General features: G+C 72.6%; 12 protein-coding genes and 1 rRNA gene. 3 read left to right on the top strand and 10 right to left on the bottom strand.

What is annotated here, in order from left to right; genetic code table 11:
• Positions 1-427 precede the first annotated feature (427 nt).
• On the bottom strand, positions 428-1,501 hold the full coding sequence (locus ACIBCM_RS15620) for a glycosyltransferase family 4 protein (protein WP_399243370.1): 1,074 nt from the start codon (positions 1,499-1,501) through the stop codon (positions 428-430).
• Positions 1,502-1,781: 280 nt separating this feature from the next.
• Positions 1,782-3,533: a DNA repair protein RecN gene (gene recN, locus ACIBCM_RS15615; RefSeq protein WP_399243368.1), complete on the bottom strand. Its 1,752-nt coding sequence runs from the start codon at positions 3,531-3,533 to the stop codon at positions 1,782-1,784.
• Between the two features lie 803 nt (positions 3,534-4,336).
• Here recN and ACIBCM_RS15610 point away from each other — a divergent pair.
• Positions 4,337-4,462, top strand: coding sequence for a hypothetical protein (locus tag ACIBCM_RS15610; protein WP_399243365.1), 126 nt, complete (start codon positions 4,337-4,339; stop codon positions 4,460-4,462).
• A 267-nt stretch (positions 4,463-4,729) separates the two neighbouring features.
• Here the strand turns inward: ACIBCM_RS15610 and ACIBCM_RS15605 are convergent, their stop codons facing one another.
• The 3 genes from ACIBCM_RS15605 to ACIBCM_RS15595 are packed head-to-tail and all read right to left on the bottom strand — an operon-like array spanning position 4,730 to position 7,039.
• Positions 4,730-5,650, bottom strand: coding sequence for an NAD kinase (locus tag ACIBCM_RS15605; protein ID WP_399243363.1), 921 nt, complete (start codon positions 5,648-5,650; stop codon positions 4,730-4,732).
• The gene (locus ACIBCM_RS15600; RefSeq protein WP_399243361.1) at positions 5,647-6,462 is read right to left on the bottom strand and encodes a TlyA family RNA methyltransferase; all 816 of its coding nucleotides are present in this window, start codon (positions 6,460-6,462) and stop codon (positions 5,647-5,649) included. The genes ACIBCM_RS15605 and ACIBCM_RS15600 overlap by 4 nt, the downstream gene beginning before the upstream one ends.
• A gap of 7 nt (positions 6,463-6,469) precedes the next feature.
• A complete protein-coding gene (locus tag ACIBCM_RS15595) occupies positions 6,470-7,039 on the bottom strand; it encodes a hypothetical protein (RefSeq protein ID WP_399243359.1) in 570 nt (189 codons plus the stop codon).
• A gap of 42 nt (positions 7,040-7,081) precedes the next feature.
• Here ACIBCM_RS15595 and ACIBCM_RS15590 point away from each other — a divergent pair, with 42 nt between their 5' ends.
• Positions 7,082-7,429, top strand: a complete 348-nt coding sequence (locus ACIBCM_RS15590) for an SCP2 sterol-binding domain-containing protein (RefSeq protein WP_399243357.1) — start codon at positions 7,082-7,084, stop codon at positions 7,427-7,429.
• Positions 7,430-7,886: 457 nt separating this feature from the next.
• Here the strand turns inward: ACIBCM_RS15590 and ACIBCM_RS15585 are convergent, their stop codons facing one another.
• Together ACIBCM_RS15585 and ACIBCM_RS15580 are read right to left on the bottom strand one after the other, a co-directional pair.
• Positions 7,887-8,705: an ABC transporter ATP-binding protein gene (locus tag ACIBCM_RS15585; RefSeq protein ID WP_399243355.1), complete on the bottom strand. Its 819-nt coding sequence runs from the start codon at positions 8,703-8,705 to the stop codon at positions 7,887-7,889.
• A 163-nt stretch (positions 8,706-8,868) separates the two neighbouring features.
• Positions 8,869-9,948, bottom strand: a complete 1,080-nt coding sequence (locus ACIBCM_RS15580; protein WP_399243353.1) for an HAD hydrolase-like protein — start codon at positions 9,946-9,948, stop codon at positions 8,869-8,871.
• An 81-nt stretch (positions 9,949-10,029) separates the two neighbouring features.
• On the opposite strand from ACIBCM_RS15580, the gene ACIBCM_RS15575 reads away from it, so the two are divergent.
• Positions 10,030-11,313 carry a DUF1015 domain-containing protein gene (locus ACIBCM_RS15575; RefSeq protein ID WP_399243351.1) on the top strand — a complete coding sequence of 428 codons (1,284 nt, stop codon included), beginning with the start codon at positions 10,030-10,032 and terminating at the stop codon, positions 11,311-11,313.
• Positions 11,314-11,362: 49 nt separating this feature from the next.
• Here ACIBCM_RS15575 and ACIBCM_RS15570 read toward each other — a convergent pair whose 3' ends face one another.
• The 3 genes from ACIBCM_RS15570 to rrf all read right to left on the bottom strand — a co-directional run bounded on the left by ACIBCM_RS15570 (position 11,363) and on the right by rrf (position 13,562).
• A complete protein-coding gene (locus ACIBCM_RS15570) occupies positions 11,363-12,073 on the bottom strand; it encodes a hypothetical protein (protein ID WP_399243349.1) in 711 nt (236 codons plus the stop codon).
• Positions 12,058-13,365 (bottom strand): hypothetical protein, encoded by a 1,308-nt coding sequence (locus ACIBCM_RS15565; protein WP_399243347.1) that lies wholly within the window; start codon positions 13,363-13,365, stop codon positions 12,058-12,060. The genes ACIBCM_RS15570 and ACIBCM_RS15565 overlap by 16 nt, the downstream gene beginning before the upstream one ends.
• A gap of 80 nt (positions 13,366-13,445) precedes the next feature.
• Positions 13,446-13,562, bottom strand: a 5S ribosomal RNA gene (gene rrf, locus ACIBCM_RS15560).
• Between the last annotated feature and the right edge of the window lie 143 nt (positions 13,563-13,705).

Genomic DNA, 13,705 nt, shown 5'->3' with positions numbered 1-13,705 from the left:
ACGGGGCGCGAACGGGCCACCCGCCGCCACCTCCTCCGACCGGGGGGTGCCATCCCCCGGGGCCCCTGCGCCTCAAACGCCGGCGGGGCTGAAAGTTGCCCACCCTCCGCATCGGACGCTGACGAGGCCCAGGGTTGCCCACCCGCACCCGCCGACGGGGGCGAACCCAGCCTCCGCCCACGGAGCGCGAACGGGCCACCCGCCGCCCACGCACCTTGCGCCACAAAACCGCGTCTCGCGCCTCAAACGCCAGCGGGGCTGAAGGTTGCTTCACCGGTCCTGCGCCTCAAACGCCGGAAGGGCTGAAGGTTGCCCACCCCGCGCATCGGACGTCGGCGAAGCTGAAGGTTGCCTCGCCGGCCTCGTGCCGCAAACGTTGGCGGGGCTGAGAGTTGCCCGCGCCCGTGCATCGGACGGCGGGGGCGGTTCAGTGGGACGCCACCACCTCGTCGTAGACGCTCAGCACCTGGGCCACCGTCTCGTCCTCCGTCTGCCAGGTGGCCGCCTGGACGCGGCCCGCCAGGGCGAGAGTCTCGCGCCGGGGCGCGTCCGTGAGGAGGGAGGAGACGGCGTCGGCAAGCGCGCCGGCGTCGCCGTACGGAATCAGTTCCGCGGCGTCACCGACGAGTTCGGGCACCCCGCCGACGGATGTCGCGACCAGGGGGACGCCCAGCCGCAGGGACTCCTGCGCCAGGAGGGAGCGGGCCTCCCAGCGGCTGGGGAGTACCGCTACATCGGCCGCCGAGAGCAGATCGACGGCATCGTCCCGGCACCCGAGCAGCCGTACCGGCAGCTCTTCCTCCTCGATCCGCCGCTCCAACTCCGCGCGCTCGCGCCCCTCCCCCGCGATCAGGACCAGCGGTACGGGATCCAGCTCCCGCCACCGCCGGGCGGCGTCCAGCAGAATCCCGTAGCCCCGGTGCGGCACGAGGCTGCCGAAGCTCATCACCAGCGGCCTGTCGAGGACGCCCAGCTCCGCCCTGGCCTTGCCCTCCGCGCACAGGCCCTCCGGGACGGGCACGGTGACCGGCGCGAGCCGGGCGTCCCGCGCGCCACGGCTGCGGGCACGGTCGACGAGTTCGGAGCAGGTCCCGAGGACAACCGCCGCCGCCCGTGCCGCCCTTCGCTCCAGGAGCCGCAGCACCCGCCCCCGCGCACCGTCGTCATGGGCGCGGGTGTGCCAGGTGACGACAAGCGGCACGCTCAGCCCGCTGAGCGCCAGCGCGGTCCGCACCCCCGCGTGCAGCCCGTGCGCGTGTACCAGATCGGCGTCCGCACAGGCGGTGCGCAGGGCCGCGACGGCCGCGGGATCGCTGCGGCGCGGCACGTGCGCGAAATGGGCGCCCGCGGCCGGGAAGTCGTAGAGGTGTTCCAGTTCGGCAGGGGCGCACACGGTCACCCGCACGCCCCTCGCCACCAGCCCCGCGGCCAGTGACCGGACGTGCGCGCTGCTTCCCGCGCTGCCGCCGCCCAGCACTTGGACCGTTCGCAGCTGTGTCACCCGCCAAGGATGCCAGTCCGTAGGCCCGTTGCGGGAACGCAGCCGTACGGGTGCCCGGCCCACGGCCTCCTCGTATCACCCACACGGGTGAGCCGGGCAGCCACCCGAGGGGCCCTGAGGGCCCGTGCACCGCCGGCGGAAGGCCTGGACCGCCGACCCCGTACGAGGCGGAGCCGACCCCGTACGAGGGGCCGTGGACAAGCCCGGGGCCGGCGCCCCGTGCGCGAAACGCCTCCGGGACCGGGGCGCGGTCCCGGCGCCGTCACGCACCCCGTCCCGGCTACCCGTCGGCCCGGGCCGTCGCGAGCAGTTCCTCCGCGTGTGCGCGGGCCGTCTCGGAGTCCTCCTGGCCCGCCAGCATCCGCGACAGCTCACGGACCCTGTCCTCGCCCTCCAGAACCGTCACACCGCTCCTGGTGACCGAGCCGTCGCTGGTCTTCTCGACCAGCAGCTGCCGGTCGGCGAACGCGGCCACCTGCGGCAGATGCGTCACCACGACCACCTGCGCGGACCTGGCGAGCCTGGCCAGCCTCCTGCCGATCTCGACGGCCGCCCTGCCGCCGACTCCCGCGTCGACCTCGTCGAAGAGATAGGTCGGCACGGGATCCGTCCCCGCGAAAACGACCTCGACCGCCAGCATCACCCGCGACAGCTCACCGCCGGACGCGCCCTTGGCGATGGGCCGGGGCGGCGCCCCCGGGTGGGGAGTGAGCAGCAGTTCGACCTCGTCGGCGCCGTGGGGGCCGTACGCCACCGGCCGGCCGTCCACCTCGACGCCCTCGGGGTCCTCGCTCTGGCGGATCGCGAACGACACGCGCGCGTGCGGCATCGCGAGCGACGACAGCTCGTCGGTGACGGCCGACGCGAACCGCGCCGCCGCCCGGGTACGCGCGTCGGTCAGCGCCTGCGCGAGTCCGGACAGCTCACCGCGCAGGGTGTCCCGCTCTGCGGTGAGGCCGCCGATCCGGTCGTCGTCGCTCTCCAGCTCGGTGAGCCGGGCGGCGCCCTCCTGCGCCCAGGCCAGGACGGCCTGGACGTTCTCGCCGTACTTGCGGGTCAGCCCCGTCAGCGCGGCCCGGCGTTCCTCCACGGCGGCGAGCCGCCGGGGATCGGCGTCCAGACGGTCCGCGTATCCGGCGAGTTCGCCGGCAACGTCGGCGAGGAGGATGGAGATCTCGCCCATGCGCTCGGCGAGCGCGGCGAGGGCGGGATCGTGGGCGCGTACGGCGTCGAGCGCCCGTCCCGCACCCGCGACCAGGGTGGTCGCGTCGACGTCCTCGGGGTCCTCGGGGTTGCCCGCGAGCGCCGTGTGGGCGACGGACGCGGCGGAGGCGAGGGCCTCGGCATGGCCCAGCCGCTCCGCCTCGGCGGCGAGTTCGTCGTCCTCGCCCCCGCGTGGCTCGACGCCCGCGATCTCGTCCAGCCCGAAGCGCAGCAGATCCGCTTCCTGCGCGCGCTCACGGGCGCGCGTCGTCAGCTCGTCCAGTTCGGCCACGACGGCCCGCAGCCGCCGGTAGGCGGTCGCGTACTTGGCCCGCAGGGCGTCGAAGGCACCGTCCGCCCCGCTCGCGTACCGGTCGAGCGCCTCCCGCTGCCGGGCCGGGCGCAGCAGCCCCTGCTGGTCGGTCTGGCCGTGCACGGCGACCAGTTCGTCCGAGAGCTCCGCCAGCAGGCCCACCGGCACGGAACGCCCTCCGAGGTGCGCCCGGGAGCGCCCCTCAGCGGATACGGTCCTGCTGATCAGCAGCGTGCCGTCCTCGACTTCGGCGCCGGCCTCCTCGGCTCGTACGGCGGCGGTCGCGCCGGAGCGTACGCGGACGCGCCCCTCCACAACGGCGGACTTGGCGCCGATCCGCACCAGCGCGGGGTCGGCCCGCCCGCCGAGCAGCAGACCCAGGCTGGTGACGACCATGGTCTTGCCCGCGCCCGTCTCACCGGTCACCGCGGTGAACCCGGGGGACAGCTCGACAACGGCGTCGTCGATGACCCCGAGCGACCGTATCCTCATCTCCTCCAACACGGACACGACCATACGAGGTTTCCCGGGCGGCGCGCGACGCCGACCCCGTGCCGATATCACCGTCATCACCTGGTACGACCGGGCCCGGGCGCCCTAATGCTCCGCAGATGCCGGAAAACACTTCACCAGAACTGGTGATCGCCTCGGCAGGCACATCGGCACATGGGGACGGCCTCGGACTGACATTCGTGCACGGCCGGACGAACCGGCGGGTGCCGGTGGAGGCGATCCGGACGGTAGAGACGGGCGGGGCGGAGATCCGGGTCACGGTGTCATGGTCCGGCTCCGGCAGGACGTACCCCTGCCGGAGGGCGTCCGTCCGTTCCTCTTCCTGCCCCCTCGGAACGCCTGCGCCGCCGATGCCTTCCGGGCCCGGGTGGCCGGGGCGGTGGCCGCCGCCCCGCCCGTGGACGCGGCGGAGATCCGGGTCACGGTGATCACCCGCCCCTCGCGGTGGAGCCGGATCCGCGAGGCCGCCGACCGGACGCGGGTGCGGTACGGCACGGCCCGGCTGGTCCGTTTCGCGGTGGTCCCGACCGTGACGCTGAGGACGGAGGACCCCCTCCTGGCCGCGATCGCCACCGTGCACGCTCTCTGGACGGCACCGCTGGGATTCCGGTCCCTCTCCCGGAGATACCGGCCCGCAGCCGCCCCGGGGCACCTTCCCTCTGCGGCGGCTGCGCCGTGGCGGCATCACCGTCCGGGGCCGGATCGCGGGCTACCGCGCGGTCCACGGCGACTACAAGTACTTCCGCCTGCTCGATTTCACCACGGCCGACGGGGAGGAGTTCCGGAACGCCGCGGCGCTGCGGACGGTGCGGGAGAAGCGCGGGATCGGCGGGTACCTCACCATCGTCGACGACCCCAAGGAGCCCGCCCTCGTCACCTGCGAGGCCCCCCGGGCGTTCGTCGCTCCCTTCCTGATCGGACTCGGCGGCTGATCACTCCGGCGGTGAGCGTGGGAATGCCGGTGGCCGGCACGGAGACCGGCGGCTGACCCCGCCCCGGCTAGTGCTGTGGCCGGAAGGGTTTGCCGTGGGTCCGCGGCGTCCGGTGCGGTGCAGCGCAAGGCGGAGGTCCGCAGCTCGTACTCGCCGTACTCGCGCGGTCCGACAACGCAGCTGGGGGTACCTCCGGGCCGCCAGGCCCAGGGGGAGCCGTGCAGGGCGTCACGGGCCGGTGAACGTCCGGTCACAGCACTAGATCGCCTAGTTCGCCGGCGGCGCCCCGCGCCAACCCGACACCGGCAGCGCGAACTTGGCCACCAGCCGGTCGGTGAACGAGGCGTGGTGCAGCCGGGCGAGACGTACCGGTACGGCCCCGCGCCGCACCTCCACCCGCGCCCCCGGCGGCAGTTCCACCGTCCTGCGCCCGTCACACCACAGCACCCCGTGCGGGGTGTGCGGCTGCACCTCCACCGCGAGCACCGAGGTCGGCGCGGTCACCAGCGGCTTCGCGAACAGGGCGTGCGCGCTGATCGGCACCATCAGCAGCGCCTCCACCTCCGGCCACACCACGGGCCCGCCCGCGGAGAACGCGTAGGCCGTCGAACCGGTCGGCGTGGCGCAGACGATGCCGTCACAGCCGAACGCGGACACCGGCCGCCCGTCCACCTCCAGTACGGCCTCCAGCATCCGGTCCGGGGACACCTTCTGTACGGCGGCCTCGTTGAGCGCCCAGTCGCGGTGGACGATGTCACCGTTGCGGCGTACGACGACATCGACGGTCATCCGCTCCTCGACCTCGTAGGAGCGGGTGACCACTCTGGCGACCACGCGGTCGAGGTCGTCGCGCTCGGCCTCCGCGAGAAAGCCGACGCGCCCCAGATTGACGCCCAGCATCGGCACCCCGGAGGCGCGCGCGAACTCCGCGCCCCGCAGCAGGGTCCCGTCACCGCCGAGGACGACGAGCAGTTCACAGCCGTCGAGCGCCTCCGGGGTCGCCTCGGGAGCGGTCTCCACGGACGGCGGCAGGGGCAGGTCGGCGGCCTCCGCCTCCAGTACCCGTACGCGGATACCGCAGCGCAGGAGCCCCTGCACCACGAGTTCGGCACTGCGGATGGCCGCCTTGCGGCCGGTGTGGGCGAGCAGGAAAACGGTACGTTCGGTGGTCGCTGGTGGTGTGGTCAACGGGGTCCCTCCGCCACTGCACGGTCGACGTCCGCCGGATCCAGCCCGGGCGCGCCGGCCCTGAGCCACAGAAAGTACTCGACGTTCCCGGAGGGGCCGGGCAGCGGGCTGGCGGTGACGCCCAGCACACCCAGACCGAGTTCCGCGGCCTTGCCCGCCACGGTCCTCACCGCCTCCGCGCGCAGCTCGGGACTCCGTACGACTCCCCCGCTGCCGAGGCGCTCCTTGCCGACCTCGAACTGCGGCTTCACCATCAGCACCAGGTCGGCGTCCGGAACCGTGCACCCGACGAGCGCCGGCAGGACGAGACCCAGCGGGATGAAGGAGAGATCTCCCACCACCAGGTCCACCGCCTCACCCCCGATCGTCTCCGGTGTCAGCTCACGCACATTCGTACGGTCCTTGACCGTCACCCGTTCATCCTTCCGGAGCGACCAGGCGAGTTGTCCGTATCCGACGTCGACCGCGACCACATGGGCCGCGCCCGCGCGCAGCAGGACATCGGTGAAGCCCCCGGTCGACGCCCCGGCGTCCAGGGCCCGCCGGCCCTCGACCTTCAGTCCGCGCGGCACGAAGGCGGCCAGCGCCCCGGCCAGCTTGTGTCCACCGCGCGAGACGTAGTCGGGATCGCTGTCGTCGGAAGTGACGACGATGGCGGCGCTCGTCTCGACCTGAGTGGCGGGTTTGGCCGCGACGTTGCCGCCGACGGTCACCCGTCCCGCGGCGATCAGCTGGCTCGCGTGTTCGCGCGAGCGCGCCAGACTGCGGCGCACCAGCTCGGCGTCGAGACGGCGGCGGGCGACTCCTGCCACGTTCGGTTCAGCTCCTGTGGTCGTACGCGGGTGACGGGGGCGCCGGTACGGGCGGCCCCTGGCGGGCGTCGAGCGCGCTCAGTGTGTCGCGCAGCCCCGCGTGTACATCCTCGTACACCTCCAGGTGTCCGTCCGCCGTGAGGTGGTCGGCGTCGGCGAGCCGCTCCAGGAGGGCGTCCACCCCGGCGTGCCCGGTGGGCCGGCGCTGTACGCCGAGGGGCGCCGGCCCCGCGGGCTCGTACGACACCGCGCGTTCGTGCGCTGCCGGGGATGCGTCCGCCGGAAGTTCACCGGAGCGTTCGTCGGCGGATTCACCGGTGGGGGAGGTTTCATCCGTGCCGTACGCAGAAGGCGAGGGTGACGGAGAGACAGGTGATCCAGGAGACGAGGAGGGCATGGTGGGCAGGGGGGACGAGGAGAATCCGGGCGGGACGGGCGGCGCGGCGGCGGCCGGACCGGCGGGCCCGGGGACGTCTTCGGCCCTGCCGTCGGGCGCCGCGTCCGGGGCCGTGACTCCCCGCACTCCGTGCACACCCTCGGGCCGGTGGCTCTCCCGGTCCGGCATAGAGTCGCTCATGCCCAGACGCTACCCCGAGGGCCTGCGGTAACGTCGATCACGATGGCCACGACGGAAGAGTGCCGCAGCGCGCTCAAGAGACTCAGCGACAATCTCGCGCGGGCGGACGGCGACGTGCGCAGCGCCACCGCGCTCGACCGGTCCCTCAGCTGCCACATCACGGACCTGGACACCACGTTCACCGGCCGCCTCCGGGGCGGCCGTATCGAGGTCGCCGACACACACGACGGGCCCCCGCGCGAGAAGGCGCAGATCCGGCTCGCGATGAAGGGCGACGACCTGGTGGCGATGGTGGACGGAGACCTGAACTTCGCCAAGGCATGGGCCTCGGGCCGGGTGAAACTGGAGGCGGGCTTCCGCGATCTGGTGCGCCTCAGAAGCCTGTTGTAGGTCCCGCCCACAACCGCAGGTCCGGCTGGCGGGTGTCCGCAAGGGTCCGCCGGTGGGCCCGTGGTGTCCGGGTGCGGTACGAAGCGGAGGTCAGCAGCTCATACGGGCCGTACTCACGCGATCCGACGACGCGGCTCGGGTGACACGCTCCCGGGCCTGTCCCGACTGGCCCTGCCGGTCGTAGCCCTGCTGCTGACAGCCGCCGGGCCCGGGAGGAGCCGGGCGTGCGCGCCCCGTGAACGCTCCCGGTTCACCGCACTGGTCGGCGCCCCGCCGGGACCGTCCCCGGCGCCGCGGCCCGACCGTGTCACCCGACCGCCGCGTGGGACTCGGGGCCCGCGGCGGAAGCACACCCGACGTACAGCCGGCCGGTACCGGAGCCCCACCGCACACGGCCTCGGATCACCGCGGCTTCGCGCCCGTCGGATCCCGGACCGTCGTCCCGTCGCCCTCCGGGTCACCGCCGGCAAGGCTCGTACCACCGCGCACCCACTCGTCCGCGGGCCGCCGGCACCACCAGCGGCGTGCCGGATTCCGGATCCTCGATGACCCGGCACCTCACCCCGAAGACCTCCTCCACCAGCTCCGCGGTCACCACGTCCGACGGCGCGCCCTCGGCGACGACCCTCCCCTCGCTCAGCGCGACGAGATGAGTGGCGTACCGGGCGGCCTGATTGAGGTCGTGCAGCACGGCGACGAGTGTCCGCCCCTGGTTCTCGTGCAGCTCCGCGCACAGATCGAGCACATCGAGCTGGTGCTGGATGTCCAGGAAGGTCGTGGGCTCGTCGAGCAGCAGCAGCGGGGTCTGCTGCGCGAGCGCCATCGCGATCCATACGCGCTGCCGCTGCCCGCCCGACAGTTCATCGACTTGGCGCTCCGCCAATGCGACGACTCCTGTGGCCTCCATCGCCTCCCGCACGACGCGCTCGTCCTCCGGCGACCACTGCCGCAGCAGCCGCTGGTGCGGATAGCGCCCGCGCCCGACCAGATCGGCGACCGTGATCCCGTCGGGCGCGATGGACGACTGCGGAAGCAGGCCGAGCATCCGGGCGACCTTCTTGGCGGGCAGGGAGTGAATGGCCTGCCCGTCGAGAAGGACCCGGCCCCGGGTGGGCTTCAGCATCCGGGCCAGAGCACGCAACAGGGTCGACTTGCCGCACGCGTTGGGACCCACGATCACCGTGAACGAGTGGTCGGGTATCTCCACCGACAGGTCCTCGGCGATGACGCGCTGGTCGTAGCCGAGCGTGACCGATTCCGCGGTGAGTCGCTGCATGGGGGTCGCACTCCTGGATCGGGGGCTCGGGATGCCCGGGGCTCGGCACTCGGCCCGCCTCAGCCCCGCTCCGGGCGCGACCGGAGCAGCCGCACAGCCGACCGAGACCAAGTTAGGTTAGCCTACCCTGCATTGCCCCGGCCGGCCGTGCTCCTCCGGCGCTCTACAGCCCCAGCACCGACAGCGCCTTCCCCGCGTCCGCCGTGCAGACACCGTCACCCGCGTGGGTCCAGGCCGCCGCGCACAGCGCCCGGAGCCCGTCCATCGCCCCGCCGGACCCGCCTCCGCTGCCGCCCCGGTCGTCACTGCGGTCGCCGCTCCTGCCCGGGGCCTCGACGACCAGTTCGTCATCCCGTACGGAAGCGGTCCAGCCCCCGCACACAAATCCCCCCGCCACCTCGCTCACCTCGGGCTGCGCGGTCAGCAGCCCGCGCAGATCGGCGTCCGCATACGTGGGCCGGTGCTCGGGCGGCGCGGCCAGCAGCCGCGCCGCGTCGGTCACCCCCGTCAGGACGAGCAGCGAGTCGACTCCCCCGTTGAACGCGCCCTCGATATCGGTGTCCAGCCGGTCCCCCACCACCAGCGGGCTCCTGGCCCCCGTCCGCAGGATCGTTTCCCGGTGCATCGGCGGCAGCGGCTTCCCCGCCACCTGCGGCTCGGCCCCCGTGGCGATCCGTACGACCTCCACGGCCGCGCCGTTGCCCGGCACGATCCCGCGCCCGCTCGGAATCGTCAGATCGGTGTTGGACGCGAACCAGGGCACCCCGCGCGCGATCGCGTAACACGCCTCGCCGAACCGCCCCCACGCGAGCCCCGGCCCTCCGTACCCCTGTGCCACCGCCACCGGGTCGTCGTCCGCCGACTCCACCGGTTCCAGCCCCCGCTCGCGCAGCGCGACCCTCAGCCCCTCCCCGCCGATCACCAGCACCCGGGAACCGGCCGGCACCTGCTCGGAGATCAACCGTGCCACGGCCTGCGCGGAGTTGATGACCTCGGACGCGTCCGTGGGCACCCCCAGCTCGGTGATGTGCGCGGCCACGGCGTCCGGCGGCCGGAGCGCGTTGTTCGTCACATACGCGAGCCGCATCCCGCCGTCACGGGCGGCCAGCAGCGAGTCCACGGCGTGCGCGATCGCCTCACCTCCCGCGTACACGACCCCGTCCAGGTCGAGCAGCGCCGTGTCGTACGCCTCACTCAGCGCCGTCGCGCTGCCGCCCGGCCGGGTCCTGCTCTGCTGACTCATGCTCGCTCGCCCCTCGATCGGTGCCACTCCCCGTCACTCCCCCGATCATCGCGCATGCCGTACCCCGCATACGATGCACGGATGAACAGCGAAGGTCCCGCGGCCGACGACGGTCTGCGACTGATCCCCTTCCGTGGACTGCGCTACGTCCCCGAACGGGTCGGCTCTCTCGCCGCGGTCACCTCGCCGCCGTACGACGTCGTCGTCCGGCCGGACGGACTGCACCACCTGGAATCGGCCGACCCGCACAACATCGTCCGGCTGATCCTTCCTCAGGCCGCCACCCCGGCCGCCCGCCACCGGCAGGCCGCCGACACCCTCTCCCGCTGGCTCGCCGAGGGGGTTCTGGCCCCGGACCCGGAGCCCGCGCTCTATGTGTACGAGCAGCGCCACTGCGACATCCTCCAGCGCGGGGTCATCGGCGCGCTCGCCCTGTCCGAGCCCTCGGAGGGAGTCGTCCTTCCGCACGAGGACGTGATGTCCGACATCGTTGCCGACCGCGCGGCCCTGATGCGTACGACGGACGCCAACTTCGAACCCCTGCTGCTGACCTATCGCGGCACGGGCGAGGCGACCGGCACGACCGCCGTCATCGAACGGACCGTCCACCGCCCGCCGCTGCTCGCCACGACCACGGAAGACGGCTTCAGCCACCGGCTGTGGCCGGTCACGGACCCCGCCGAACTCGCCTCCGTCGACGCCGATCTGGCCCGCCGCCGGGCCCTCATCGCCGACGGCCATCACCGCTGGGCCACCTATCTGCGGCTGCGCGCCGAGCACCCCGGGCACGGCCCCTGGAGCTACGGCCTGGTCCTGCTCATCGACACGGCCCGCTATCCCCTGCGCGTACGGGCGATCCACCGGCTGCTGCACCGCCTCCCCGTCGCCGGCGCCCTGACCGCGCTCACCGCCACGGCCTTCCGCGTCCGGCGTCTCGACACCCCGCTCCCCCGGGCCCTGGAGGCGCTCGCGACAGCGGCCGGCGAGTCGAACGCGTTCCTGCTGGCGGGGGACGGCGCCTTCCATCTCGTCGACCGCCCGGACCCCGAGCTTCTCGCCCGTACGGTCCGGACCGACCGCCCGGAAGCCTGGCGCAGCCTCGACGCGACGGTCCTCCACTCCACACTCCTCGACCATCTCTGGAGCATCCCGGACACTCCTGAGCAGATCGCCTACATCCATGACACGGAGGCGGCCGTGACCCAGGCCGTCCGCAACGGAGGCACCGCGGTCCTGATGCACCCCGTACGCGAGGAGGTCGTACGGGAACTGGCGGAGAAGGGCGTCACAATGCCCCGTAAGTCCACGTCCTTCGGCCCGAAGCCGGCGACGGGACTGGTACTGAGAAGCCTCACCCTGGAATGAGAAAGGGCGACCCCTGCCCGAGGGGCCGCCCTTCTTCTCCGCCTACTGCCTACTTGTCCTCGTCGTCCTGGATACCGTCGATGCCGTCCTCGACGTCATCCATGTCACCGGCATCGACACCGGCATCGGGGGATTCGACGGCGGAGCCGGTGCCGGTGTCGTCGTCCGCGATCTCCATGTCCTCGTCCAGGTCGATGGCGTCGACGAACTCCACGCCGTCCAGCTCGGCCAGCCGGTCGGAGGCGTCGGTCGCCCCGTCCTTGTCGGCCTCCAGGGCCTTCGCGAACCACTCGCGGGCCTCGTCCTCCCGCCCGGCCGCCAGCAGCGCGTCTGCATACGCGTACCGCAGCCTCGCGGTCCACGGCTGTACGGAGTTGGAGGCCAGCTCGGGGCTCTGCAGCGTCACAATCGCGGCTTCGAGCTGATCCATGTCCCGCCGCGCACCGGCAGCGACCAGCCGCATCTCCACCTGCCCGGCCTTGTCCAGCTTCTGCACCTCGGGTTCCCCGGCCATGGCCAGCGCCCGCTCGGGCCGCCCGAGCCCGCGTTCGCAGTCGGCCATGACGGGCCACAGCTCGACACTGCCGGTCATCCGCCGTGCCGCCCTGAACTCGGCCAGCGCCTCGGTGTACCTCTGGGTCGCATACGCGGCGAACCCTGCGGCCTCCCGGACTGCGGCCACCCTGGAGGCGAGCCGCAGCGCGATCCTGGAGTACGCGTACGCCTGCTCGGGGTCCTCGTCGATCAGCTTGGCGACCATGACGAGGTTCTGGGCAACGTCCTCGGCAAGCCCCTTCGGCAGGCTCTGGAGCTCCTGCCGTACGTCCTTGTCGATCTCGTCACCGGTGACGTCCTCGGGAATCGGCAGCCGCTTGATCGGCTCACGCTCGGGCCGGTCCCGGTCGTCACGGCGACCGTAACCCCCGCGGTCGTCCCGCCGTCCATAGCCACCGCCGCCACCGGGACGCCCGCCCCGGTCACGGTCGTCCCGACGGCCGTACCCCGGCCGTCCGCCGCGGTCGTCGCGCGGCCCGCGATACCCGCCGCGGTCGTCGTCGCGACGGAACGACGGCCTGTCATCCCGACGATCATCGCGCCTGTCATCACGACGGAACCCACCACCGGACCGATCGTCCCGCCGAGGCCCACGATCATCACGACGGTCATCCCGCCGGAACCCACCACCAGAACGGTGGTCATCCCGCCGATCATGGCCGGCACCGCCACCGCCCGGCCGTCCGCCACGGTCACGGTCGTCGCGCGGCCCCCGGTACCCGCCGCGGTCGTCGTCGCGACGGAACGACGGCCTGTCATCCCGACGATCATCGCGCCTGTCATCACGACGGAACCCACCACCGGGCCGATCGTCCCGCCGAGGCCCACGATCATCACGACGATCGTCTCTCCGGAACCCACCACCAGAACGGTGGTCATCCCGCCGATCATCACGCCGGAAGCCCCGGTCACGGTCGTCCCGACGGCCATACCCGGGTCCTCCACCGGGCCGTCCGCCGCGGTCGTCGCGCGGCCCGCGGTATCCGCCGCGGTCGTCGTCGCGACGGAACGACGGCCTGTCATCACGACGATCATCGCGCCTGTCATCACGACGGAACCCACCACCGGGCCGGTCATCCCGCCGAGGCCCACGATCATCACGACGGAAGCCACCGCCGGAACGGTCATCCCGGCGAGGCCCACGCTCGTCATGACGGTCATCACGCCGGGGCCCACGGTCACGGTCATCGCGCCGGGAGCCACCACCGGGCCGGTCGTCACGGCGGTCGTCACGCCGGCGGTCGTCATCGCGGCGCCCATAGGCACCACCGCCACCGCCCGGGCGTCCCCCACGGTCACGGTCGTCACGGGGCCCGCGATACCCACCACGATCGTTGTCACGACGAGGTCCACGGTCGCGATCATCACGACCACCACGGAATCCGCCCCGGTCACCACCGTCCCTACGGCGCGGCTCGCGCTCCGGACGATCGTCGGGAGAGTTGGTGGACATCGGCGTGACTCCTGTCTTGAGGTACTGCGGTCATTCTCGCGCACCCGGACACCGGATGCGCTTCGGCATACAAAAAAGGACCCTTGGTCCAGCGTGAACGCTGGACCAAGGGTCCTGAATAATTGTTCGGCGGTGTCCTACTCTCCCACAGGGTCCCCCCTGCAGTACCATCGGCGCTATAAGGCTTAGCTTCCGGGTTCGGAATGTAACCGGGCGTTTCCCTCACGCTATGACCACCGAAACATCATGAAACCAACCAACCACCCAACGGTCCACCCACACAGGGTTCGGGGGTTGTTCGTGGTTTCAGAACTGACACAGTGGACGCGAGCAACTGAGGACAAGCCCTCGGCCTATTAGTACCGGTCACCTCCACCAGTTACC

The organism is Streptomyces sp. NPDC051018, from assembly GCF_044456085.1.
Lineage (GTDB): Bacteria > Actinomycetota > Actinomycetes > Streptomycetales > Streptomycetaceae > Streptomyces.
This window is presented reverse-complemented; position numbering and strand designations above follow the sequence as displayed.